A 23,863-nucleotide genomic window follows, 5' to 3' on the forward strand; every position below is an offset into this window, starting at 1 on the left:
CCCGGCAGACCTGACGCCAAGCTTTCCCGATCGTCTGGATTTTGCCTGAAGGCACGGTGAATCTTCGTCAAGGGGCCGGGCAGCTCTCAGCCTCAAGCAGCCGCACCAAATGCCGGCTCTACAGCGATGGCAGATCCTGACCGGGCGCACCGCAATCCGTGCGGGGATGTGCGTGTCAGCGTTCCCTGCGCAGCTGTCTGGCACTGGCCAACAGGAATGCGCGCGTGCCCGGCGCGCCCAGCCCATCGAGTGCGCCACCATCTTGCGCGCCCATGGCCAGCCAGGCTTGCATTGCGGCCTGCGCCACCTCCAGATGAAACTCTTTCAGCAGCAGGCGGACAAGCGGTGCCCCCGCCGCAGGGTCCGCGATCTGCCCCAGCGCCATGGCCGCTGCCTGGCGGCGGCGCGCGTTGGGGCTGCTCAGTTGATCGATCAGTGCAGGCACAACCGCCTGGTCGCCCAGACTGCCCAGACGGCCCAAGGCTTCCAATATCTCTTCGGTGGCGAGGTCAGCCTGCAGCGCCCGTATCAGGTCGGGAATCGCCTCGCGCGTGGCTGCCTTCGCCAGCGTTTCGGTGATCAGCCGGGCATCAGCCGGCGATTCGGCTTGCAGCAATGCCGCAGCCAGCGCCGCGCTGGCCTCGGCGCTGGGCGTGGCTGACAGCGACAGCATGGCGGCGTCCCGCAACGGGTTGCGGCGGACCATCAGAGGCGCCAGCAAACCGGCCCCCTGGGGGTCGCGGAACTCGGCAAGCGCCATCACGTAGCGGTGTCGCACGCTGTCGCCGGCTGCCTGGGCTGCAGCGATCAGCGCAGGCAATACGTCAGCCCCTTGCGCTGCCAGCGCTTTGCAGACGTGGTGGAGGTATTCGTTGCGGATGCCGGGCATCAGCCCCAGGAGCAGGGCCTGCACCTGGGGGCCGCGAAGATTCTGGCAGGCGTACGCCACGGCGCTGGCATTCCAGTGGTGGGGGTCATCCACCAATGCCTTCGCGAAGCCTTCGAAACCCTCTGCTGAGCCCATCAAGGCCAGCGCTTCGGCCACGCCCACGGCGTCGCCGCCGCACAGCTGGGGCAGCATGGCGCGCAGATGCTGGGCCGCTTCCTGGGGCGCGGTGCGCGCCAGCTGCAGCGCTGCGGCTCGCCGTACCTGCAGCGACGCCGTGCGCAACCCTGCACGGGGCCACTGCGACTCGCCAGGCCCTTGCAGCTGGGCCAACACCTCGGCCAGCTCGTCGGCATCGCGCGGTGTCCTTGCCTGCTCCAGCGCGGCCATCAGTTCAGGCACGGCTTCCTGCGCCTTCAGCGGGCCCAGCGCCGGTGCTGCAACGGTCACTCCGGCACGCAGCAGTGGCGCGATCGCACGCGCGTCGCCCAACTCGCCAAGCACCTTGACCAGTGCCGTCCTCAGCTCCCGCGGCATCCCGCGGCGCGGGTGTTCAAACGTCTCGATCAGCGGGACCACGGCTGCCGTATCGCCCAGGCGCCCCAGTGCGCTGATGCAGGTCCCGCGGACTCTGGCGTCCGCATCGTGGAGTCCTTCCATCAGCAGGTCCAGGCAGGCGTGTGTGGATTTCTGGACCACCGCGATGCACAGCGTGCTGATCACCTCGCCAAAGTCTTTCTTTTTGTCGGTCTCCTCACGCCGCAGCGTGCGGATGGCCTCCAGCAGGTCGGCGATCCAGTGTTCGTCGGCGTGGCTGTGAATGGATGTCGCCGCATACTCGCGCACCGCTGCGCTGCGGTGACCCAAGGCCTTGAACAAAGGCGCCCGGGCCTGTGGCGAGGAGATACGGCCCAGGTACATGCAGCCCGAGCAGGCTTCGTCAACGCTCTTGGACTTGGCCATGCGCAGGTACAGGGGCAGTGCCTCATTGGAGGGACGGATCAACAAGGCCTGCCTGGCCGCGTCAGCCACCTTTGCGTCTTCGTCCAGCGTCGCGCTCACCAGGAGCGCGGGAGCGCGGTCCGCCAGCTCCAGCAGCGCATTTCGGGCCAGGGGCAGCTGATTTGCCGGCGCGGACCTCATGAATGTCGTGATGGCCTCGAAAGCCACTGCGGGGGCAGCGCAGGACAGCGCTTGCAGCGCCAAGAACACATCGACGTTTTTTGTGGAGCTCTGCAGCTGGTCTGCGAGTGCCTGGCTTGGGTTGTCGTTCATAAGTACTGGAAGGGCCGGTCCGGATTGCCCTGGTTCTGCTTGTCCGAGAAGACCACCAGCACAGGCTCGTCTGGCGCGCCCTGCATCATAGGTGCCGCCCCAGGGCCGCCACTGGACAAGTCGTCCACCGGTCGACCGGCCGGGCAGGCCTTGGCATCCGGCCGCTTTTGGCCGACCCCATCCGCCCGATCACCTTGTCCCACCATCCACCCACGCCATCCCCGCCCCCCGGTTCACATGCCGCTGCCTGCCCACGACAAACTCCGAATCCAGCGTGGCCAGTGCGACGGAGATCCATGCGCCTTCTTCGTAATGCCGGCTGTGCCATGACAGCGATGAGCCGCATTGCTGGCAAAAGCAGCGCGTGATGCCGGGCGATGAGGCAAAGGAGCGCAATTGCTCCTGGCCCCGGGTGAAGACAAGGTCCTTTGCCGGCACGCTGCCGTAGGTGGCGAATGCGGCACCGTGAGCCTTCTGGCAGATGCGGCAGTGGCAGTGCGAGACGGCCCGGGGCGTGGAGCGCAGTGCATAGGCGATGGCGCCGCACAGGCAGCTGCCGGTCAGGGCAAGAGGGGGGCTATCCGGGGCGTTGCTCATGGTCGGGCGGGCACGAAAAAAGGCGCATGCCATTGTGCATGCGCCCCAATGCCGCGACAGGGATGCGCGGCAACCCCAGGAGTCATCCGTTTCGTCAGTCGCCGATGACCTGCAGCCCGCTGCCGTCCCCATGCGCCTGCAGGCACATTCTTCCGAGGTCGTTGAGAAAACGCAGCACCGGCATCTCGCCCACGCAGGCGGGGATGGCGGCCATGATGTCGTTGTGCAGTTCCAGCAGCTGGTCCGAGGCCACGAACATGGCGGCGGATTCGCCGTAGTAGTGCCGCCAGAAGTCCTGCAGCAGGCCGTGGCGGGCCTTGCCGACGACCAGGGGATAGCCGTTTTCCCAGACCTGTGCGTCCATGGAAAGGCTGGCCAGGCCAGGGTCAACGGGCCGCGCGCTGGCGGGGATCAACAGTACACGTCGCATGTCCATGCTCATTTGCGGTTTCCAGGTGCGCCAGTGGACTCGGGCAACCCGGTCCGGGAGGAGGGTGAGAGGTCCTTGCCGCAGGCGGCAGGAACCGGTTCCCACTTTATTGACGTGTGCACAACAAGAAAATTACAGCTGATTACATACGGCGAGCGATGCGCCGTGTGCCTGCCGTTCTCCGTTGCAGTTCGCCGTTCAGGCGCTGCGCGCCCCGCCCTCGATCTCGAACGCAAAGTCCCCGAAGCGCAGGCTGCCGCGCCGCCGCTCCACCAGGGCCGGCAAGGCCGCGCATTCGGGCAGGGCGCTGAGGATCTGGTGCTTGGCGCGGAAGATCTGGATGTTCACGTACGACGAATCCACGCCCAGCATGCGCGAGAGCGCGTCGAGCTCTATCCAGCCCTGGCTTGCGGGGGCCAGGCCCTTGTGGGCGTCCTGCTGGCGCACGCGGGCCAGGGTGACCAGGGTGTAGTGGTGTATGCGTTCACCCAGCGCGATGGGCTTGCCGTCGCTCATGACGGTCAGGCTGGCGTGCTCCTCGTTCTGGCTGACGTGGAAGCGAAAGGACACGTCCGGCGGCTTGGGCGCATGCGGGTCGAAGCTGCTTTCCCGCGTGGATTCCAGGTCGTCGCATTGCACGAATTCCCAGCTGCCTGCCGAGGTGTGGACCATGGCGCCGTCCACCAGGGGCTCGGTGCCGTCGCCGGACTCCAGCAGCCAGCGGCCGTCTTCGAAGAAGACGTTGGCTTCGGGCTCCTGGGCGTCGGGCAGCAGGGTGCCGCGCGGGTTCAGGGCCAGGGGGGCGTCCTGGGGCAGGCCCGGGCCGGGGCTCAGGCAGGTGACGGGCGGTCCCAGGTCTTGCACGGTCCAGGCCGCTTCTGCGCCTTCGCCCATGCTGAGCCTGGCGCCCACGGTCAGTACGGTCCAGCGGCCGGCGACCAGGCGCACGCCGTTGAGCATGGTGCCGTTGCGGCTCTGGTCCACGATTTCCCAGGTCTGCCGGTTCCAGCGGAACAGGGCGTGGACCTGGGAGACGTCGGGCGCCTTCATGACGGTCTGGCAGACCGAGGGGTGGCGGCCGAAGGTATGCAGGGGCCGCAGCACGACGATGCTGCCGTCGAGTTGGTTACGAAAGAGGGCCATCGCCTCGAATTCTCCTTGGGGCTTGTGTGAACAGGGGGTGGGCTGGGGGCGCATTGGCCCGGAGCCGGCAGCCTGTTGCCAAGCCGAGAGAGTACATGCCCGCTGCGCGTTTCAGTTTGTCAAACGTACAGCGCCTGCGGATTGAACTCGGATTCCTGCAGCGGCCGGCTGCGCCAGCCCAGGGCCACGGGCACGTCGCGCAGCCGTGGATTGCCCAGTTCCGGCCAGATATGGCACAGTCCCGGAACCACGACCTTGACGGTGTACAGAGGGATGTCGGGGCGCGAGTGGTCGTAGACGATGGTTTCCAGGCCCAGGCCCCGTGCGATGTCCACGCAGTGCGCAATGGCCCGGGCAATGTCCGGCGGCGCGGTGTCCGCCTGCTGCGCAGGCTGTTGCGGCGGCGCATCGGTGCCGTCCAGCGGATGCAGAAAGGCCTGCACCTGCTGCGGCACGGCAAAGCCCTTGCCCGCCGCGATCAGCTGGCTGATTTCGGTGAGGGCGCGTTCGCAGGCCAGGGCGCGGTCCAGGCTGCAGCCAAAGCCCACGGCCCAATGGCCGGTATCCGCGTGGCGGCCCACGCAGACCACGACCGGTATGCCGAAGTCATGGGTGATGTCCAGCAGCCAGTACGACCATTGCGGGCCGCAGCTGCGCGCCAGGCGCTGGCGCGTGGCTGCGGCGATGCCGTCCAGCGCGATGGCGGGCCTGCGGATCTGGCCGTACCACCAGATGGCGGCGGCGTCGCGTTCCACCAGTTCCATGAAGCCTTGGAGGATGGCCTCTTCCCGTGTGTTGCCTGCGGCGCAGCCGTTGGAGGTCCAGCCCACGTGGTGCTGGCTTTGCGCGGGCGCATGGGCCAGGCAAAAGCCCAGCGGCAGGTAGCGGCGCGCATCGGCGGTCAGGGACCAGGCGGGCGCCCACCACAGGGGTTCGCCCTGGCCGGCGCCGGGGGCCACGGCATGCGGCGGCCTGTCGGCGGCAAAGCGGGCGGTCTGCCGGTCGCTGAAGCGGGCCAGCGCTGTGGGAGGAATGCAGGGCGCATCCAGCTGCGCGGCGGGGGCGACGACCACGGCTTCATCGCCCTGGTGGAAGGCGGCGTAGCGCTCCACGGCTTCGCACATGGCGCTGGCGCGGGCCTGCATGGCCGACAGGCCCTTGCCCAGGCACAGCTGTGTCGGGGGGGCTGCCAGGAAGCCGCTGCCAGGCGCGGGCGTTCTGAAGATTTCGCTGCGGTAGACGGTGAGCGCTTCGTCGGTCTCGGCCGTCAGCGGCGTGACCCGGGCAATCACGCCGGTCAGCGGGCTGACGTGCCGGGACAGGCGCTGCACCGTGGTCTCGGCCGGCACGCTGCGCCAGCCGCCGTCGGCGCGCGCGGCATGCGTGCCGGGAACTGGCGCAATGGGTTCGCGTTGGCGCAGTGCCATCAGCCCCGGTGTGCCGCAGTGCGGGCATTGCGGGCGGGCGGCCACGGGGTGGGCCTGGGGGGGCTCCAGCGTCCACACGGTTTGCGCCGCATCGGTGTGCGCCAGCAGGCGCTGCACCGTGGGCAGCAGGGCCTGCAGCCGCGTGGCGATGAGGTCGGCGCCGGCGCGCACGGGCGGGCAGCGGCCGCTGTCGTGCGGCGGGCCGCCTTGCGCGGCGCGTGCGGGATGGTTGCGTTGCCAGCGGTGCGCCAGGCAATGCCAGCAGGCCGATGCGGTGCCGGCATGGGGCGTGAACAAGGGCCCGGCCATGGCCTGCTCGCCCGCGGGCCGGACCGGCAGCCAGGGCCGGCCTGCGGCACGCTGGCCGGCGTCGATGGCGCCCAGGCGCGGGTCCAGGTAGTCGTCGCAGAAAACGATGGTGAGCGGGGTGGGGGCGGGTGCCTGCGTGGCCACGGCCGCAGCCCAGTGGCAGGCGGCTGTGCTGTCCAGCGCTGCAGTCAGCAGGACGATGTCGATCTGCTCCGATGCCTGCAGGCGCACGGGCGGGGCCGAGAAATCCGGTTGCAGATAACCGTGGCCGTTCAAGCCGCTGTGCAGCACCGGCTGGACCAGGCCCTGGCGCAGCAGGGCGCCCAGGGCGTGCAGCATCTGCGCAAGCGGCGCATCGGGCGCTGTGGCGCAGTGCTGCATGAGGCTGGTGCCGGCCTGCAGCGGGGCGTTGAGCGCCAGGACGGCGGCGGAGCCCAGGGCCAGGGTGTCACGTTCGCTGGTCAGCAAAAGGCGGTCGCCCTGCTGCACGGGGGACAGGAATTTCTCGTGCCAGCGGAAGGCGTCGGCAAACAGGTCCGGGGCCGCAGGCTCAGGCAAGGGACGGGGCTCCCAGTTCAAGGCGGACGACGGCATACGGGTGCTGGCCGGTGGTGGCGTGGAAGGCGGTCTCGAACAGCTGGTGCTGCTGCGAGAACCGGGCATACAGGTGCTCCTGCAGGCTGATGCGGATGGCGGGGTGGATGCGCTCCATCTGGGCGCCGTCCGCAAAGCCGGAGACGACGGGCAGCCGCATGCCGCCCACCTGCATGGGCAGCCGTGCAAGGGCAGGGTGCACATGGTCGAGCACCACGGTGCACGGCGGGCTGCCGGGCGCGGCAAAACGCTGGGCCAGCTGCTGCAGCATGGCCTCCAGCGGCGCCTGGGGAAGGTAGGGGCAGACGCCTTCGAGCAGCACCAGAACGGGCTGGCTGCCGGGCAGGGCGGCGGCGTCCAGCCAGGAGGTGTCGAGGATGGAGCAGGCAAGGCGGGTTTCGTCGCCGTCCATGTATTGATCGCGCAGCGCAATGGCGTCGGGCAGGTCCACGTTCAGCCAGCGTGCGGTGCCGGCCAGGGCCGCCAGGCGGCTGCGCCGCGTGCACAGGCCCGCGCCCAGCGCAATGCACAGGCCGGACGGATGCGCGCTCAGGAATTGCGTGGTGAGCCGGTCGAACAGCTGCGTGCGCAGCACCACGCTGCGCACAAAGGCGGGGTCGGCGGCGTGCGCCTCGCTGGCCTGGGGCAGCGCCGCCGCGATGCGGCACGCCTCGGGATCGGCAAAGGGCGGCAGGTCGTGCAGCTCCGGGGGAGCTGCCGCACCTGCAGCGCGGGCACGTGCCGCCAGCGTCAGCAGCAAGGTGGCCGTGGCCCCTTGCAGCTGCGCCGGTGCCGTATCAGCAGGTGAAGGGATAGGCGTCACCGGTGTTGTTGTAGGAGGTGAGGGCGATGGCCCACAGGTCCTGCTCGGCGGGTGCCACCGGGTAGTTCAGCACGATGCCGTTCTTGATGGCCGTGCCGTCTGCGCGCTGCAGGTTCCACTCGCCGCGCGCGGCGTCCCAGGTGAAGGCCTGTTCGGTCTCGAAGCGGACCTGGAAGTTGAACGGGTTGTTGTAGCCCAGCCATTGGCTCAGCACGGGGGCCTTGTCCTTGCCGTCGTCACGCGTCAGCTCCGCGTGGAACTCGGGCGACTGCCAGGCCAGGGCGATGGCGCGCAACACCACGCCGCCGAAGGCCAGCAGCGAGTCGGGGCCGCCGCCGGGGATGCCCAGGCCCGTGGGCAGGGCAGCCCTGAGCATGCCGTTGTTCGGTTCCTCGAACGAGGTGCTCACGCCCATGAAGTTGGGGAACAGCTGGTAGTAGGCGGCCAGGGCCTCGGAGGCATGGGTCTGGGGCGCCTGGGGCAGGACGATGACGAATTCATCGTCGGGACCGATCCAGCCGGCCGTGAGCACGGGCTTCCATTCGGCGCGCTGGGTGGGGTCGTCGCTCAGGCGCAGCGACACATCGACCTGGGGCCACTGGGTCGGCAGGTTGAAGTCGCGGTGCAGCATGGGCTGGATGTCGCGCTGCCCCAGCAGGTCACGGCGGTAGGCGTCATCCTGCCAGGAGCGGGCGATGGCCCGCAGGTAGGCAAGGCGGAATGCGAGCAACGGTTCAGTATTCTGCAGCTGGGTGGTCATGTGACTTCATCCTCGGTTCAAGAAAAATGCGCCTGGCCGGGCAGGGGCCCGGACAGGTGCACGGACAGTTCAGGCCGCAGCGCGGCCAGCTCACTCAGGCGCGCGGCCACGTCCGGCCTGGCGGGTGCCAGGGCCTGCGACAGGGCCAGTGCCTCGGTTTCGGTGCGGTACTTGCCGGCAGTGCGCGCAGTCCCGGCCGCCTGGGCCAGGCTGTCCTGCACGGCCGCGTGGTCGGCGCCCATGGCCAGCAGGAAGCGGGCCTTCTTCAGGTGCAGCTCGCTGCTGTGCAGCCGTTCGTCCAGCACGTCGGCCAGGCGCAGGCATTCGTCGATCTTGTCCAGGGCCTCGGTCCAGCGCCCGCTGGCCGCCAGCATTTCGGCGACGAAGGAGCGGTAGTAGGTCTGGCAGTAGCGGCAGCCCATGTCCCAGAGCAGCTGCGCCGTGCCGCTGGCGCGTTCAATGCCCTCGGCGCTGGCGCTGCCTGCGCCGTCACCCAGCGCCCAGCAGCGGATGATGTCCGCATAGCCCGAGAACGCAGGCAGGCCGTAGCGGGCCGTGATGTCCAGCAGTTCGCCCGTGGTGGCCAAGGCGCTTTCCTTGTCGCCACGTGCCTGGTGGACCAGGGCCTGGTAGAGCAGGGCCATGCTCAGGGATGGGATGTGCGAGACCTCGTGCGCCAGGCGCACTGCGTCGTTCGCATCGGCCAGCGCGGCCTGGTCGAAGCCGGCGAACCAGCGCACCAGGGCGCGCCCGCAGGTGGCCCAGACGCGCGTGTCGAAGCCGAACTCGGCCGCATGGTGGGCATGGGCCACGGGGTCGTAGCGGGTGATGGCGTCGGTCAGCGCTTCTTCGGCCTGCTCGAATCGGCCGTCGGAGTAGTGGGCCAGTCCCAGGTAGGTCTGGGCGGCCACCAGCACGCCCGTGTCCTGCTGGCGCACGGCCTGCTCCAGCAGCCGGTGGCTGAGCTGGCGCACTTCCTCGCGGTTGCTGGCCACGTGGTGGTAGGTGATCAGCATCCACAGGTGCTGCACCTGCTTGTAGTCGGCCACGGCGTTGGCGCCCGGGCCGGCCAGCAGCTCCTGCGACAGCGCGATGCGTTCCACCACCTGGGCATGGGCCCAGCCGTGCTTGTTCATCAGCGCCTGGGTCACGTAGCTGTTGACGTCCAGCCGCGCCTCGCGCTGGGCCACGCCCTGGAGCTGTTGCAGCCAGTCGTCGATGTGGCGCGCGTAGGCAATGGTTTCATCGTTGAGCGAGCGCAGCTGGGTGATGCGCAACTGCCGCACGGCCAGGGCCACGGCCTGGGCGTGGTCGCCGGCGTCCGCCCAGTGCTGGGCCACGCCTGCGGGTTCCGCCGCAACGCGCTGCGGCTGGTGCTGCATCAGGGCCAGGGCCACGTCGCGGTGCAGCAGCCGGCGCTGCGATACCAGCATGCATTCGTAGGCCGTGTCCCTGATCAGCGCGTGGCGGAACATGTAGGCGCCCGGGCCCGCGCGTTCGTCGGCAATCACCAGGCCGGCCTGGCCCAGGGCGGCCAGTTCCTGCCCGACTTCGCCCTGCGGGCGTTCCAGGCAGGCGCACAGCAGGTCGAAGTCGAAGTGCCGGCCCATGGTGGCGGCCAGCTGCAGCAGGGGCTTGAGCGGGCCGATGCGGTCAAAGCGGCTGACCAGCGAGTCGCGCAGCGTGAGCGGAATGGCGGCCGGCAGCTCGGCATGGCGAAAGTCCCAGACGCCGTCTTCCTCCACCAGGTGGGCATCCAGCAGCATGCGCGCCATTTCCTGGATGAACAGCGGCACGCCGTCGGTGCGCTCCACCACGTGGCGGATCACGGCAGGGCTGAGCCTGCGCGGTGCCAGCGTCTGGCGGGCCAGTTCGGTGGCCTGGGCGTCTTCCAGCCGCCGCACGTCCACGCAGTCGGCCTGCAGGCCTTCGGGCGGTTGCCACTGCGGACGCGCCGTGAGCACCAGCAGCACGCGCCGCCCGGGCAGGCGCGCGACCAGTTGCTCCAGCAGTTCGATGCTGGTGGGATCGGCCCAGTGCACGTCTTCCACGACCAGCAGCAAGGGCTCGGCTTCGGACATGTGCAGCAGCCATTGCGCGGTGGACTGCAGCAGCAGCGCCCTTTGCATGACGGCCGAGATGCGGCTGGGCTCGCAGTCGCCCAGGGGCAGCGAGAGCCAGGCGCACAGAATGGGCAGGGCGGCCTCGGCATCGCAGCCTGCGGCGCGCAGGGCTTCGCGCATCTGCTCGCGGTGGTCCTGCGGGGGATCGGCCGCCTCCAGCCGCTGCCGTATCAGGCCCAGGAAAGGGGTCAGCGCGGTGTTGCGGTGCTCGGGCTGGCATTGCAGCACCACGGTGTTCGCGCCCTGTGTCCTGGCGTGGACGAGCAGCATGTCGGCCAGGCAGGATTTGCCGATGCCCGGCTCGCCGCGAATCCACAGCGCATTGCCCCCGGCTTCGCGGGCCCGCGCCCATGCGTCGTGCAGGCGCTGCAGTTCGGGTTCGCGGCCTATGCACTGCAAGGCTGCATCGGACACAGGTCCCTGCAGTAGCTCGGCTGGCTGCTCCAGCTCCAGGCGATAGGTCTGCATGCCCGCAGGCTGGCCGGGCAGGCGCAGGCTGCCGGCCTTCTCGAAGCGCGCATGACGCGACAGCAGGCGGTGGCTGCTTTCGCTGGCCAGCAGGGTGCCCGCATCGGCGATGGCCTCCAGCCGCATGGCCACGTTGACGGCATGGCCCGAGGGCGCTTCGCCGCCGACCACCACGGCCATGCCGGTGTGCAGGCCCATGCGGATTCCCAGGTGCAGTCCGTGGACCTGCTCGATGGCGGCCGCGCGGCTGCGGCTGAGCGTCAGCAGCTCCTGCGCCGTCATGCCGGCCTGGCGGGCATCGGTGTCGCTGGTGTGCGGGTAGCCGAAGAGCACCAGCATGCGGTCGCCCAGCGTGCCCGCCAGCATGCCTCCGCGCCGGGTGGCAACGTCGGAGAACAGCGTGAGTTCCTCGCGCTGCAGCAGCTCGATGTCCTCGATGTTCAGGGCCTGCGAGGGCTGGCCTACGGTGCGTGCCGCGCTGTCCATGACGTCGGCATCGCTGCCGGGCCACAGCGACACGCTGCAGCACAGCACGGTCAGCTGCCGCACTTCCGAGAAAACGCGCGTGGTGGCCACGGTGCGTGTCAGGTCCGCCTGCTGCACCTGGGCGGCGGCGGGCAACTGGCCCACCAGATCGTCCAGCCGCACGCGCATGAGGTCCCTGAGCAGGGCCGCCGCCGAGTCGCTGCGCTCCGCAGGCCTCTTCTTGAGCGCCTTGCGCAGCAGGGCGGCGATGGGGTGGGTGGAGATGGCCGGCGGCAGCTGCACTTCCTGCGGGCTGAGCTGGCGGTGCACGATCTCGGCCACCGAGGCGCCCTGCACGGCGGGCGTGCCCGTCAGGCATTCGAGGAACATCAGCCCCCAGGCATACAGGTCGGTGCGGGCGCTGGGCGGCTCGCCGCGCAGCTGCTCGGGGGCGCTGTAGGCCGGCGTGCCCAGGCACTCGTCGCCCATGGTGAGCTGCGAGACCTGCGGGCCGGCAAACTGCGGGATCACGGTGCCGATGCCGAAGTCCAGCACCATGGCGTGCCGCACGGCGCCCGTGGAGGTGACCATCACGTTGTCGGGCTTGAGGTCGCGGTGCACGATGCCGGCGGCATGCGCGCAGTCCAGCGCATCGAGCACCTCGGCCATGAGGCGGCCGGCCTCGGCGGCCGTCAGCACGCCCTGGCGGCGGATCAGGCTCTTGAGGGTCTCGCCGGGCACATATTCGAAGACGCCGTAGACGCAGTCGCCTTGCTCGCCCTTGTCCAGCAACTGGACGATGTGCGGATGGTGCAGGGACGCGCACAGCATGGTCTCGCGGTGGAAGCGCTCCACCTGGCGGCCGCCTTCCTGCAGCCTGACGACCTTGATGGCCACCGATGCACCCGTGCGCCGGTGTCGCGCACGGTAGACGGTGCCGTAGCCACCTGATCCCAAGGTTTCCAGCAGTTCGTAATCGGGTATTTCCAGGGGGGCTGGCGCCACCGGGGTCACCGCAGCTTGCGTGGGGTTGGTGATGGCATCGTGCATTTCAGCCTCGGTTGGGTATCCTCCTGGAGGGTATCCAGTCGTCCATTTGTCATACGGCAGACCGTGCTTTTGATACCGTTCGTTACTATAGCGTACGTCCGAATGCAATTGCCTGTTTTTGCCTACGTGCTTGCCCATGGTTGCCGTCGCCGCCGCCATCGCTGTGGCGTCCGGTGCTCAGGCCCAGCTGGCCGCATTGCGCAGCCGTATGCCGCTGGCATGCAGCGAGCTGTCCCAGACGCCGCGCAGCGGCTGCAGGGAATCGACGATGCGCAGCTCGGTGCCGCATTCCGCTATTGCTTGCGGCAGATCGACCAGCAGGTCCCGGCGCAGGGGCTGCACGGTCTGCCGGCTCACGTACATGCCGGCATCCTCCAGGCTTTCGAACGGCTCGACTGGAAGCTCATACCGGTGTATCCGGGCTGCATGCAGGCGCGCGGCCCAGGCGGTCTCCACATAGGCCACGGCCTGTGCTGCGGCGGGCAGGTCGTTCAGCCATTGCGCCCTGTCTTCGCTGGTGCTGTGCTCGTGCGGCCATATGACGATGCGCGGGCATTCGCGCGGAAACAGGTACAGCCGCTGATGCGTCTGTGCGATGGCCCACACCAGGGGGCCGTTGAGCCACTCCTGTCCCTGGCGGCGGGGGGCCGCCTTCAGGACCGGGCGGGGTTGGAACTGCCGGATGTCCCCGTCTTCGCTGAAATGAAAAAGTCGCATGGCGCGCAGTGTAGGGCGCGGCGATTTGCAGGCGGCCCGCCATCCCCTATGATGCGCGACACCTGTGAATAATCCCAGGTACTCGCAACCCACGGAAAGGTCCACGCACCATGAACGGTCACTGTCTTTGCGGCGCTGTCAGCTTTTTCTCTCCCCAGGCCCGGGAAATCGGGGCCTGCCACTGTGGGTACTGCCGGCGCTGGGGCGGTGGCCCCATGCTGGCGGTGCATTGCGGGCCCGATGTGAAGTTCGAGGGCGGCGAGCACATAGGCACCTATGCCTCCTCCGAATGGGCCGAGCGCGCCTTCTGCAGGCAATGCGGCACGCACCTGTACTACCGGCTGCACGCCACGGGCGAGTACTTTGTGCCGGCCGGCGCCTTCGAGTCGCAGGACTTTGAGTTGGCCACGCAGATCTACATCGACAGAAAGCCCGGCTACTACGACTTCGCCAACCAGACGCCGACCATGACCGAGGCCGAGGTCATCGCCCAGTACGCGCCCCCGCAGGAATGAGGCACAGCACCATGCCCTTGCACGATGACGCCAGCGGTCTGGCACTGGAGCCTGCCGCACGGCCCGGCGATCCGCTCGATCGCATCGACACACCCAGCCTGGCGCTGGACCTGACGGCCTTCGATGCCAACCTGCGCACCATGCAGGACTGGGCCGACCGCCATGGCGTGGCGCTGCGCCCGCATGCCAAGGCGCACAAGTGCCCCCAGATCGCGCTGCGCCAGCTGGCGCTGGGCGCGCGTGGCATCTGCTGCCAGAAGGTGAGCGAAGCGCTGCCCTTTGTGGCGGCCGGCGTGCGCGACATCCTGATCAGCAACGAGGTCGTGGGGCCGGCCAAGCACGCGCTGCTGGCCCGGCTGGCGCGCAGTGCGCGCATGGCCGTGTGCGTGGACAACGCGGCCAACCTGGTGCAGCTGTCCCAGGCCATGGCGCATGCGGGCGTGGAGATCGACGTGCTCGTCGAGGTGGACGTGGGCCAGGGCCGCTGCGGCGTGCCCGGTGCCGAGGCCGTGCTGGCCCTGGCGCGGCAGGCGCGTGATCTGCCGGGCTTGAATTTCGCGGGCCTGCAGGCCTACCACGGAGCGGCGCAGCACCGGCGCAGCCGCGAAGAGCGTGCGCAGGCCTGCCAGGAGGCTGCGAGCCGGGCGGCGGCCTGCGCGCAGCTGCTGCGCGACAACGGCCTGGCGTGCCACACCATCACGGGCGGCGGCACGGGCAGCGTGGAGTTCGATGCGGCCAGCGGCGTCTACACCGAGCTGCAGCCGGGCTCCTATGCCTTCATGGATGGCGACTACGGCGCCAACGAATGGGGCGGGGCGCTGGCCTTTCGCCGCAGCCTGTTCCTGCTGTCCACGGTGATGAGCACGCCCGCGCCGGATCGCGTCATCCTCGATGCGGGCCTGAAATCCACCTCGGCCGAATGCGGCCCGCCCGCCGTCTACGGCACGCCGGGCCTGCGCTGCGTGGCCATCAATGACGAGCACAGCGTGGTATGCGTGGAGCCTGGCGCCCAGGCGCCCGCCCTGGGCAGCGTGCTGCAGCTGCTGCCCTCGCACGTGGACCCGACATTCAACCTGCACGACGAGCTGGTGGTGCTGCAGGGCGGCACGGTGCACGCGCTGTGGCCGATTGCGGCGCGCGGGCTGTCGCGCTGAAGACGGCATGAAAGAAGCCGCCGGCCTTGCGGCGCGGCGGCTTTTTTGCGTCTGCGGCCTGCTGTGGCCTGTGGCTTACAGCTCGATCTTGGCGCGGCGGATCACGTCGCCAAAGCGCTTGTTTTCCTCGACGATGAAGGCCTTGAACTCTTCGGGCGTGGGGAAGTAGTTCTCGTAGCCGAAGGTCTGGAACTTGGGCTGGATGTCGGGCTCGCGCAGGGCCTTCATGGTGTCCTGGCGGATCTTCTCGACCACGGCCGGCGGCGTGGACTTGGAGACGGCAAAGGCATTCCAGCCGGTGACCACGGCATCGGCCGGGCCGCCGGACTCGGCCACGGTGGGCACGTCTTCATAGCCCTTGAGGCGGTGGGGCGCCAGCACGGCCAGGAAGCGCAGCTTGCCCGAGCGCATCAGCGGGCCGGCCGTGCCCGAGGAGCCCAGCGCAAAGGCCAGCTCGCCCGTGGCCACGCTGGTGTACAGCTGGCTGGTTTCCTTGTAGATGACGTGTTCCATCTTGGTGCCCGTCAGCGACTCCAGCAGGGCCGAGCCCAGGTGCACCGGGTTGCCCACGGACCACGAGCCGTAGTTGAGCTTGCCGGGGCGCGCCTTGGCGTCGGCAATCAGGTCGGCCACGGTCTTGTAGGGGCTGTTGACCGGCACGCAGACGAAGAAGAAGGTGCGAAACAGCGGCAGGACGACTTCGAAGTCCTTGTCGATGCTGTAGGGCAGCTTCTTGAACAGGTGGGGATAGGCGGCCAGGTGGACGTTGTCCAGCTGGATGATGTCCGTGCCGTCGGTGGCGCCCCGCTTGAAGGCCTCGATGGCGATGAAGCCGTTGCCCCCCGGGCGGTTTTCCACGATGACGGGCTGGTTCCACAGGCGCGCCAGCTTGTCGGCCACCAGGCGCGAGGTGCCGTCCGGCCCGCCGCCCACGGGGAAGGGGTTGATGATGCGCACCTGCTTGGTGGGCCAGTTGGCGGCGGCACCCGACTGGGCGCGCGCGGGTGCCAGGGCGCCCATGGCCAGGGCGCCAAGGGCGAGGCCCGCCTGGCGGCGATTGATGCGGAAGGCGCTGTCTTTCATGGTTTGTCTCCGAGTCGCTGTTGGGCTTGCTGGGTGGCTTGGTCCTATGCCGGCAAGGCACAGGCTGCTCTTGTTTTTACGCTCTCTTGCGGGAGCGGCTGGATCATCCAGTCGCCGCATTGTGTCAGTTCGTTGCAAAGCACCTAGCCGTGGCTGGCGCTAGCAGCTATAGCAAAATGGCATAAGTGAGGAGGCGAGAGAACATGAATTTGCAGCAGATAGAGACGTTCGTGCATGTGGCCGAGACCGGCAGCTTCAGCAAGGCGGCCGTGCTGCTGGAGACGGCCCAGCCCGCACTGAGCCGCCAGGTGCGGGCGCTGGAGACCGAGCTGCGCGAAACCCTGCTGATCCGCACCGGCCGCGGCGTGACCCTGACCGACGCGGGCCGCCGCCTGCTGGAGCACGGCCACGCCATCATGCAGCGCGTGGCGCTGGCCAAGGAGGATCTGGGCAGCCAGCGCGACGAGCCCGTGGGCCGCATCGTGGTGGGCCTGCCGCCCAGCCTGGCGCGGCGCTTGACGCTGCCACTGATCGATCTGTTCAGCAAGGACATGCCCAAGGCCCGGCTGGCCGTGGTCGAGGGCTTTTCCATGAACATTGCCGAATGGCTGACCTCGGGTCGCATGGACCTGGGCCTGGTCTATACGCCCGAGCCGCATCCGCACATTGAGGTCACGCCCGTGCTGGAAGAGCGCCTGTGCCTGATCGGCCCGACGCGCACGCTGGGCGGGCGCAGCAGCGTGCGCTTTGAAGAGCTGTCGCAGTTTCCGTTGATCATGCCGCAGCGCGGCCAGATCTTCCGCAAGCTGATGGAAGCGCAGGCCACGCTGTCCCAGGTCAAGCTCAACGTGGTCTGGGAAGTGTCCAGCGTGCCGGCCATCCTGGACCTGGTGCGCGGCGGCTACGGCTACGCCGCGCTGACCGACAGCGCCATGCGCAGCCACCTGACCGATGCCGAGCTGGTGGGCATTCCCATCGAATCGCCCCACGTGGTGAGCACGCTGTGCCTGGCGCAGTCGGCCAAGAAAAAGGCCACGCCGCTGATCCGCAAGACTTCTCTGGCCCTGCGCGAACTGAGCCGGCTGGTGTGCGCGCCGCTCTGAGCGGTTGCAGCGACGGCGGCGGTTCAGCCAGGCCTCAGAGCAACGGCCGCAGCTCCCGCGCCGCCTCCTGCAGCAGCGGCAGCAGCTCGGCCACCATGTCGGCCGGCGCCATGCGCTGGGGCGAGGTCACGATGTTGAGCGCGGCCACCGTGCGGCCCTCCATGTTGCGCAGCGGCACGGCCAGGGCTTGCACGGCCAGCTCATGCTCTTCCAGGGCCAGGCAGAAATCCTGGCGGCGCACTTCGTCCAGCACGCCTTCCAGCGCTGCGCTGTCGGTGACCGTGTGGGCGGTCAGGCGCCGCAGGTCGTGCGAGGCCAGCCATTGCCTGAGCTCGGCCCCAGGCAGGGCGGCCAGCAGCACGCGGCCCGTGGAGGTGGCATGGGCGGGCAGGCGGCTGCCCAGGTGCAGGCCGTGGGCCATGAGGCGCTGGCCGCGCTCGTGCAGGGCGCTGCGCGCGACGATGACCACCTCGTGGCCATCGCGCACCACGCAGGAAAACGACAGCTGGGTCTGCGCCGCCAGCCGGTAGAGCACGGGCTGGACGATGCGCGGCAGCCGCGCCGAGGCCAGGTAGCTGCCCGACAGCCGCAGCACCTTGGGCGCCAGCCAGAAATGGCTGCCGTCCGTCTCCAGATAACCCAGGTGCGTCAAGGTCAGCAGATGGCGGCGCGCGGCCGTGCGCGTGATGCCCGAGCGCTCGGCCGCCATGGTGGCGTTCAGGCGCTGGCGCTCGGTGTCGAAGCTCTCCAGCACGGCCAGGCCCTTGGCCAGTCCGGCGATGAAGTCATCGGGGTCGATGGGAAAGGGCTGGTTCATGGGCGGGGAGGGCGGGCATGCAGGTAGTGCGCGATTGTCGCGCAGATTGCGCGATCACCGCGCAACTCATGTGCCAGCCCCTCGTCTTTGCGCTGCCTCAAAACTAGTCTTGGGACCAGGCCATGGCATGAACCGGCCATGACATCGAACAACGCAACGGAGACAGATCAATGCGTACCCAAGTCGCCATCATCGGCGCAGGCCCTGCCGGCCTGCTTCTCGGCCAGCTGCTGTACCGCGCAGGCATAGACAACGTCATCATCGAGCAGCGCAGCGCCGACTACGTGCTGGGACGCATCCGCGCCGGCGTGCTCGAACAGGTCACCGTGGACCTGCTGGAGCAGGCCGGCGCCGATGCCCGCATGCGCGCCGAAGGCCTGCCGCACGACGGCATCGAGCTGCTGTTCGGCGGCCAGCGCCACCGCATCGACCTGCATGGCCTGACCGGCGGCAAGCGCGTCATGGTCTACGGCCAGACCGAGGTCACGCGCGACCTGATGGAAGTGCGCGCCGCCGAGGGCCTGACCACGGTCTACGAGGCCGCCAACGTGCAGCCCGTGGGCTTCGATGGCGACAGCCCCGTCGTGCGCTATGAGAAGGACGGCCAGGTCCATGAGCTGCAATGCGACTTCATCGCCGGCTGCGACGGCTTTCACGGCATCTGCCGCGCCAGCGTGCCCCAGGACAAGGTGCGCACCTTCGAGAAGGTCTACCCCTTCGGCTGGCTGGGCCTGCTGTCGGACACGCCGCCCGTCTCGCACGAACTGATCTACGCCCAGACCGAGCGCGGATTCGCACTGTGCAGCCAGCGCAGCGCCACGCGCAGCCGCTACTACCTGCAGGTGCCGCTGACCGAGAAAGTGGAGGACTGGAGCGACGAGGCCTTCTGGAACGAACTGCGCCTGCGCCTGGACCCCGAGGCCCGCGAGCGCCTGGTGACCGGTCCCTCGCTGGAAAAGAGCATTGCCCCGCTGCGCAGCTTCGTGACCGAGCCCATGCGCTTCGGCCGCCTGTTCCTGGCCGGCGACGCGGCCCACATCGTGCCGCCCACGGGCGCCAAGGGCCTGAACCTGGCCGCCTCGGACGTGGGCTACCTGTCCAGCGCCTTCGCGCAGTACTACCGCGACAAGGCGCCCGAAGGCATCGACGGCTACTCCGAGCAATGCCTGCGCCGCGTCTGGAAGGCCGAGCGCTTTTCGTGGTGGATGACCTCGCTCATGCACCGCTTCCCCGACGCGGGCGGCTTCGACACCAAGGTGCAGGAGGCGGAGCTGGACTACATCGTCAACTCCCGGGCAGGCTCGACCTCGCTGGCGGAGAACTATGTGGGGTTGCCGCTGGTGTGAGGGCCGGCGTGAGGCCCCGGGCGCCGCCGAGGCTGCGCCCGCATTGATGCGCGCCTGTCGCCACAGCATTGCGCAAATTTGCAGGCCGCCTCGCCCGGACGGGTGCGGGCGAGGAGTAAGCTTGGCAGGTTATGGCGCACATCACGTTTCCCCCTCCCTATATCGCTCCCCAGAATGCAGCGCAGTCGCTGCGCGACGCAGGCTATGCGGTGCTGCGCCCCGACGAATTCGCGGCCTGGGCGGGCGTGTCCTTGACCGAGCTGCATGCGCTCGATGCCGACTGGGCCCAGCTGCCGCCCGATGCCTTTCTGAAGGACGGCGGGCGCTACCGGCGCCGCCGCCATTCCTGCTTCATCGCGGGGCAGGACGGGCTGCAGCAGGTGGAGCACCGCGCGCACTGGCAGCCGGTGGAGTACAACGCCCTGCATGGCGGCATGCTGCGCATGTTCGAGCCCATGCGCGATGCCACGGCGCAAAGCGCCACCTGGAGCCGCCTGCTGCTGGCGCTGGCGGGCCTGTCCGACCAGGTGTTCTGCGCCCAGGGCGATGATGTGCAGCACGAGCGCTGGTTCATCGAGTCCCACCAGTTCCGCATCGACACCACGGACGGCATTGGCCGGCCCACCCCCGAAGGCGCGCACCGCGACGGCGTGGACCTGGTGGCCGTGATCCTGGTCGGGCGCGAGGGCGTGAAGGGCGGCGAGACGCGCATCTTCGAGGCCACGGGCCCCAGCGGCCAGCGCTTCACGCTGACCGAGCCCTGGTCGGTGATGCTGCTGGACGATGCCCGCATGATCCACGAGACCACGCCCATCCAGCCCGAGCAGCCGGGCGGCGTGCGCGATACGCTGGTGCTGACCTATCGCCGCCAGGGTTTCCAGGGCTCGGAGCTGACGCGTCGCCGCAAGGATTGATGCAGCTCAAGATGCTGGCGCATGATGGGCGCACACTTTGGTTCATAGACCCGGCCGCCTCCGATTGTTGACGGCGGCCAAGCACAAAGGAGAAAACGCATGTTCAAGCACATCCTGGTTCCCGTGGACGGCTCCAACAGCTCGATGCTGGCGGTTCACAAGGGCGTGGAGCTGGCCAAGGCCTTTGGCAGCACGCTGACGGCGGTCTACGTGGTGGACCCCTATCCGTTCACGGGCGTGGGCGCCGACTTCGCCTACGGCCAGTCGCAGTACCTGAGCGCGGCCACGGCCGAGGCCAACACCACGCTGGACGCCGTCAAGAAGATCACCGACGAGGCCGGCATCACCGCCACCACCGTGGTCGGCGAAGGCCATGCGGTGCACGAAGGCATCGTGCGCGTGCTCGAGAGCACGGGCGCCGACCTGATCATCATGGGCTCGCAAGGCCGCCGTGGTCTGGAAAAGCTGATGCTGGGCAGCGTGACCCAGCGCGTGCTGGGCGCAGTGCGCGTGCCGGTGCTGGTGGTGCGCGAGTAATCACCGGGCCCTCGGCCCTTTGCCGGGTGAAACGTCAACGGCTCCCTCGGGAGCCGTTTTTGTTGTTGCGCTGCAAGGGGGAGGGCGATCAGCGATTGAGCAGCCGTGCCAGCCAGCCTTTTTTCTTGCGCTGCAGTTCCAATTCCTGCAGCACTTCGTTCTTGAGCCTTTCCTTCTCGGCGGCAGGACTGGACTCGCGCGCCATGCGCAGATAGGCCTTGGCCGAGTCCACGTAGCCGGTGTCTTCGTTGCGGATGTGGTTGAACAGCCAGCGAGAGAGCATGCCGTGCAGCTCGGCGGCCACGTCCTCGCCCGCATCGAAGCGGGTCTGCATCTCGATCACGCGGCGCGTGAACAGCTCGTGCACCTTCTTGTGCGGGCCGGCGAACATGTAGCCGGCGCTCTCGATCAGGCTTTCCTCGAACACGAAGTGCGAGACGGTGTAGTCGATCATCTCGCCGATGACATCACCCAGGGCCTCACGGTCGGGCGACGAGCGCAGCTCGTAGAGCTTGTTGATGTAATCGACGATGCGGCGGTGCTGCCGGTCGATTTCTGCAATCCCGGTGTCCAGCTCGGGGACCCAGACCAGCAATGCCATGACGTTCTCCAGGAATTCGGTGATTTCCAGAGAAGTATTCACGGGACTGTCACATAGCTCCTTGATGCAGATCAGGCTGATCTGCATCAATGAAATGCGGCGTTGGCCAATGCAGGCGGTGCCGGGCATGCAGCCCTGGCACCGCAGGCATGTCACTCGATCTTGGCGCCCGAGGACTCGACGATCTGCTTGGACTGCTTGAAGTCGGCCTGGAACATCTTGTCGAAGTCGGCCACGCTCATGGACTGGGGTTCGGCGCCCTGGGTCTGGATGGCGTCGCGCACTTCGGGCATGGCCAGCAGCTTGTTCACTTCGGCGTTGACCTTGGTCACGATGGCCGTTGGCGTGCCCTTGGGCATGAACAGGCCGTACCAGGTGCTCACGTCAAAGCCCTTGAGGCCCGCTTCGGCCAGCGTGGGCGTGTCGGGCAGCGAGGACGAGCGCTTTGCCGATGTGACGGCGATGGCGCGCAGCTTGCCGGCCTTGATCTGGCCGATGGCCGAGGGCACGGAGGACACCAGCAGGTCCACGTTGCCGGCCAGCGCGTCCATCAATGCCGGGTTGGAGCCCTTGTAGGGCACATGCACCAGCTGGATGCCCGCCGCCTTCTCCAGCAGCACGCCCGAGATGTGGATGCTGGTGCCATTGCCCGGCGAACCGTAGGTCACCTTGCCCGGGTGCTGCTTGGCAGCGGCCACGATGTCGGCCAGGGTCTTGTAGGGCGAGTTCACGCTGGTGGCGATCACGATGGGCGTGTAGGCCACGTGGGCCACGGGCACCAGGTCCTTGACGGGGTTCCAGGGCAGGTTCTTGTAGAGGTAGGGGCCCAGGACCACGTTGTCCTTCTGGCCCATGACCATGTCGTAGCCCGTGGGCGCTGCCTTGGCGGCCTCGGTGATGCCGATGGTGCCGCCTGCGCCCGCGCGGTTGTCGGGCACCACGGTCCACTTGCTGACTTCGGTGAGCTTGTTGGACACCACGCGCGCGAGGATGTCGGTGCCGCCGCCGGGCGGGAAGGGCACGATCATGCGCACGGGCTTGTTCGGATAGTCGGCAGCCGCACCTTGGGCGGCTGCGGAAAAGCTCAGGCCCATGGCGGCGGCCACGGCGGTGCAGGTGATCAGTTGGCGGAACATGAAAGAAGAAACTCCAGGGTCTGATGGGGCGGTGCAACCTTCTCGCAGCGGTCCGGCAGTGCCGGGCCGCCCATGCGGTGGGTTGTCGATGATCGGGGAGGGTGGTTCCGCCATCTTGCATTGGGAAACCCGCTATTTGGGCGGATTTCCGCAATCTGTGCCACAGGGGCTTCCACCAAGGAGCAGCTTGTGCCTGCTCCAGAGGGAAGCGGGCTATTTTATGCCGCCTTGGTGCCTGGCCGCAGGCCAGGCGCTCAGCCCTGCGCCCACTGCCTGTCCAGCACGCGCACCGTCTCGTACAGCACCCGGGTGCCGTCCAGCAGCTGGGACGGCTCTATCCATTCCTCGGGCGCGTGGCTGCGGCCGTGGAGGCAGGGGATGAAGATCATGCCCATGGGGCCGGTGGGCGCCATGTAGACGGCGTCATGGCCGGCGCCGCTGGGCATGCGCATGTGGGCGTAGCCCAGGTTGTCGCAGGCCTGCTCCACGCCCTGCATGACCAGGCCAGCGCAGTCCGTGGGCTGGGAGCGGCTCACGTCGGCCATCTCGGCACGCACGCGCAGGGCGGCCAGGCCGGGCAGGACTTCGGCCAGCAGTTCCTCGGGGAAGCGCTCCAGCACGCCGGCGTGGTCGCTGCGCACTTCCATCATCATCTCGACCAGGCCAGGCACGGCATTGGAGGCATTGGGCGTGAGCGAGAGCCGGCCCACGGTGGCCACCACATAGTGGGGCTGGCCATTGAGCGCAGCGGCCTTGCGGTTGGCCGCATCGATGATGCGCGCCGCGCCCACCAGCGCGTCCTGCCGGATGTCCATGGGCGTGGTGCCTGCGTGGTCGGCCTGGCCGTGCACGGTGAAGCCCACGCGGCGTATGCCCACGATGTTCGTCACCACGCCAATGGGCAGGCCGCGCTGCTCCAGCACCGGGCCCTGCTCTATGTGCAGCTCCACAAAGGCGGCCGTGCCGCCGGCGCTGCGCAGCGGGCGGTCCAGCGCCTCGGGCCGTGCGCCGATGCGCCGCATGCCTTCGGCCAGGGTTTCGCCTTGCGGGTTGCGGGCGGCCAGCATGGCGGCGTCCAGCTTGCCCGACAGCGCGCGGCTGCCTATGCAGGAGATGCCGTAGTCGCTGGGTTCTTCGGACAGGAAGTCGATCACCTCGAACGGGTGCTGCAGGGCGATGCCGTTTTCATGCAGGCAGTGCGCCACCTCGATGCCGGCCAGCACGCCGATGATGCCGTCGAAGCGCCCGCCCATCATCACGGTGTCGCAGTGCGAGCCGGTGGAGATGGGGGCGCGTTCTGCGCTGCCCGCAGCGGCCTGGGCAGCCGGCAGGCGGCCGACCAGATTGCCGCCTTCATCCAGATGCACCTGCATGCCCGCGGCCGCGAACTCGGCGCGCAGCCAGGCGCGGGCCTGGTCGAACTCGGGCGAGAAGGCGCGGCGGGTCCAGGGCCGGTCGGGCAGGGTGAAGGTGGACAGGGTCTGGACACGGCGCCAAAGGCGCTCGGCATTGATGGGGGGCAGGGCGGTCATGGGTCTCGGTGAGTTCTGCGGCAGGCGCGCGAGCCGCGCAGGCGGCGCAGGCAGGCTG

Annotated in this window: 20 protein-coding genes; 6 read left to right on the top strand and 14 right to left on the bottom strand. The window is 68.7% G+C overall.

From position 1 onward, the window contains the following. Nucleotides 1-175: 175 nt before the first annotated feature. The 9 genes from HFGMBDPB_RS09440 to HFGMBDPB_RS09480 all read right to left on the bottom strand — a co-directional run bounded on the left by HFGMBDPB_RS09440 (nt 176) and on the right by HFGMBDPB_RS09480 (nt 13,067). Nucleotides 176-2,098, bottom strand: coding sequence for a HEAT repeat domain-containing protein (locus HFGMBDPB_RS09440; protein ID WP_349305364.1), 1,923 nt, complete (start codon nt 2,096-2,098; stop codon nt 176-178). A 252-nt stretch (nt 2,099-2,350) separates the two neighbouring features. Beyond that, entirely contained in the window at nt 2,351-2,758 is a 408-nt protein-coding gene (locus HFGMBDPB_RS09445; RefSeq protein WP_212645297.1) for a GFA family protein, read from the bottom strand. 94 nt (nt 2,759-2,852) lie between these two features. Continuing rightward, a complete protein-coding gene (locus HFGMBDPB_RS09450) occupies nt 2,853-3,188 on the bottom strand; it encodes a hypothetical protein (RefSeq protein ID WP_223275358.1) in 336 nt (111 codons plus the stop codon). A gap of 198 nt (nt 3,189-3,386) precedes the next feature. After that, a complete protein-coding gene (locus HFGMBDPB_RS09455; RefSeq protein WP_016446376.1) occupies nt 3,387-4,331 on the bottom strand; it encodes an FHA domain-containing protein in 945 nt (314 codons plus the stop codon). 119 nt (nt 4,332-4,450) lie between these two features. Beyond that, nucleotides 4,451-6,661 (bottom strand): TOMM precursor leader peptide-binding protein, encoded by a 2,211-nt coding sequence (locus HFGMBDPB_RS09460; RefSeq protein ID WP_154834081.1) that lies wholly within the window; start codon nt 6,659-6,661, stop codon nt 4,451-4,453. Continuing rightward, complete coding sequence (locus HFGMBDPB_RS09465; RefSeq protein WP_289087145.1) at nt 6,618-7,484, bottom strand: class I SAM-dependent methyltransferase; 867 nt, start codon at nt 7,482-7,484, stop codon at nt 6,618-6,620. Before HFGMBDPB_RS09465 ends, HFGMBDPB_RS09460 begins: the two co-directional genes overlap by 44 nt. After that, nucleotides 7,459-8,244, bottom strand: a complete 786-nt coding sequence (locus tag HFGMBDPB_RS09470; protein ID WP_016446373.1) for a BMA_0021/BMA_0022 family TOMM bacteriocin — start codon at nt 8,242-8,244, stop codon at nt 7,459-7,461. Before HFGMBDPB_RS09470 ends, HFGMBDPB_RS09465 begins: the two co-directional genes overlap by 26 nt. Before the next feature lie 17 nt (nt 8,245-8,261). Further along, nucleotides 8,262-12,350 carry a TOMM system kinase/cyclase fusion protein gene (locus HFGMBDPB_RS09475; RefSeq protein ID WP_212645298.1) on the bottom strand — a complete coding sequence of 1,363 codons (4,089 nt, stop codon included), beginning with the start codon at nt 12,348-12,350 and terminating at the stop codon, nt 8,262-8,264. A 177-nt stretch (nt 12,351-12,527) separates the two neighbouring features. Beyond that, nucleotides 12,528-13,067 carry a DUF6886 family protein gene (locus HFGMBDPB_RS09480; RefSeq protein ID WP_046985991.1) on the bottom strand — a complete coding sequence of 180 codons (540 nt, stop codon included), beginning with the start codon at nt 13,065-13,067 and terminating at the stop codon, nt 12,528-12,530. 110 nt (nt 13,068-13,177) lie between these two features. Here HFGMBDPB_RS09480 and HFGMBDPB_RS09485 point away from each other — a divergent pair, with 110 nt between their 5' ends. Together HFGMBDPB_RS09485 and HFGMBDPB_RS09490 are read left to right on the top strand one after the other, a co-directional pair. Further along, nucleotides 13,178-13,582 (top strand): GFA family protein, encoded by a 405-nt coding sequence (locus tag HFGMBDPB_RS09485; protein ID WP_046985990.1) that lies wholly within the window; start codon nt 13,178-13,180, stop codon nt 13,580-13,582. An 11-nt stretch (nt 13,583-13,593) separates the two neighbouring features. After that, complete coding sequence (locus HFGMBDPB_RS09490) at nt 13,594-14,736, top strand: DSD1 family PLP-dependent enzyme (protein ID WP_212645299.1); 1,143 nt, start codon at nt 13,594-13,596, stop codon at nt 14,734-14,736. A 75-nt stretch (nt 14,737-14,811) separates the two neighbouring features. Here HFGMBDPB_RS09490 and HFGMBDPB_RS09495 read toward each other — a convergent pair whose 3' ends face one another. Further along, nucleotides 14,812-15,819, bottom strand: coding sequence for a Bug family tripartite tricarboxylate transporter substrate binding protein (locus HFGMBDPB_RS09495; protein WP_047475041.1), 1,008 nt, complete (start codon nt 15,817-15,819; stop codon nt 14,812-14,814). A 203-nt stretch (nt 15,820-16,022) separates the two neighbouring features. Between HFGMBDPB_RS09495 and HFGMBDPB_RS09500 the strand changes: the two genes are divergently transcribed. Further along, the gene (locus HFGMBDPB_RS09500; protein ID WP_212645300.1) at nt 16,023-16,922 is read left to right on the top strand and encodes a LysR family transcriptional regulator; all 900 of its coding nucleotides are present in this window, start codon (nt 16,023-16,025) and stop codon (nt 16,920-16,922) included. Nucleotides 16,923-16,956: 34 nt separating this feature from the next. Here HFGMBDPB_RS09500 and HFGMBDPB_RS09505 read toward each other — a convergent pair whose 3' ends face one another. Continuing rightward, nucleotides 16,957-17,739, bottom strand: a complete 783-nt coding sequence (locus HFGMBDPB_RS09505) for an IclR family transcriptional regulator domain-containing protein (RefSeq protein WP_061287940.1) — start codon at nt 17,737-17,739, stop codon at nt 16,957-16,959. A 170-nt stretch (nt 17,740-17,909) separates the two neighbouring features. On the opposite strand from HFGMBDPB_RS09505, the gene pobA reads away from it, so the two are divergent. The 3 genes from pobA (at nt 17,910) to HFGMBDPB_RS09520 (ending at nt 20,536) form a co-directional block, all read left to right on the top strand. Further along, the gene (gene pobA / locus HFGMBDPB_RS09510) at nt 17,910-19,085 is read left to right on the top strand and encodes a 4-hydroxybenzoate 3-monooxygenase (RefSeq protein WP_016446365.1); all 1,176 of its coding nucleotides are present in this window, start codon (nt 17,910-17,912) and stop codon (nt 19,083-19,085) included. A 131-nt stretch (nt 19,086-19,216) separates the two neighbouring features. Next, nucleotides 19,217-19,999, top strand: coding sequence for a 2OG-Fe dioxygenase family protein (locus HFGMBDPB_RS09515; RefSeq protein ID WP_016451485.1), 783 nt, complete (start codon nt 19,217-19,219; stop codon nt 19,997-19,999). 99 nt (nt 20,000-20,098) lie between these two features. Then, complete coding sequence (locus tag HFGMBDPB_RS09520) at nt 20,099-20,536, top strand: universal stress protein (protein ID WP_012206159.1); 438 nt, start codon at nt 20,099-20,101, stop codon at nt 20,534-20,536. Between the two features lie 88 nt (nt 20,537-20,624). Here HFGMBDPB_RS09520 and HFGMBDPB_RS09525 read toward each other — a convergent pair whose 3' ends face one another. The 3 genes from HFGMBDPB_RS09525 to ertE form a co-directional block, all read right to left on the bottom strand. Then, complete coding sequence (locus tag HFGMBDPB_RS09525; protein WP_224986183.1) at nt 20,625-21,179, bottom strand: bacteriohemerythrin; 555 nt, start codon at nt 21,177-21,179, stop codon at nt 20,625-20,627. A gap of 110 nt (nt 21,180-21,289) precedes the next feature. Then, nucleotides 21,290-22,273, bottom strand: coding sequence for a Bug family tripartite tricarboxylate transporter substrate binding protein (locus HFGMBDPB_RS09530; RefSeq protein WP_141831517.1), 984 nt, complete (start codon nt 22,271-22,273; stop codon nt 21,290-21,292). Between the two features lie 254 nt (nt 22,274-22,527). Beyond that, nucleotides 22,528-23,805, bottom strand: a complete 1,278-nt coding sequence (gene ertE, locus HFGMBDPB_RS09535; protein ID WP_212645301.1) for an N-carbamyl-l-glutamate amidohydrolase ErtE — start codon at nt 23,803-23,805, stop codon at nt 22,528-22,530. Between the last annotated feature and the right edge of the window lie 58 nt (nt 23,806-23,863).

Origin of the sequence: Delftia sp. PE138, from assembly GCF_018320755.1 — a bacterium.
Lineage (GTDB): Bacteria > Pseudomonadota > Gammaproteobacteria > Burkholderiales > Burkholderiaceae_C > Comamonas > Comamonas tsuruhatensis.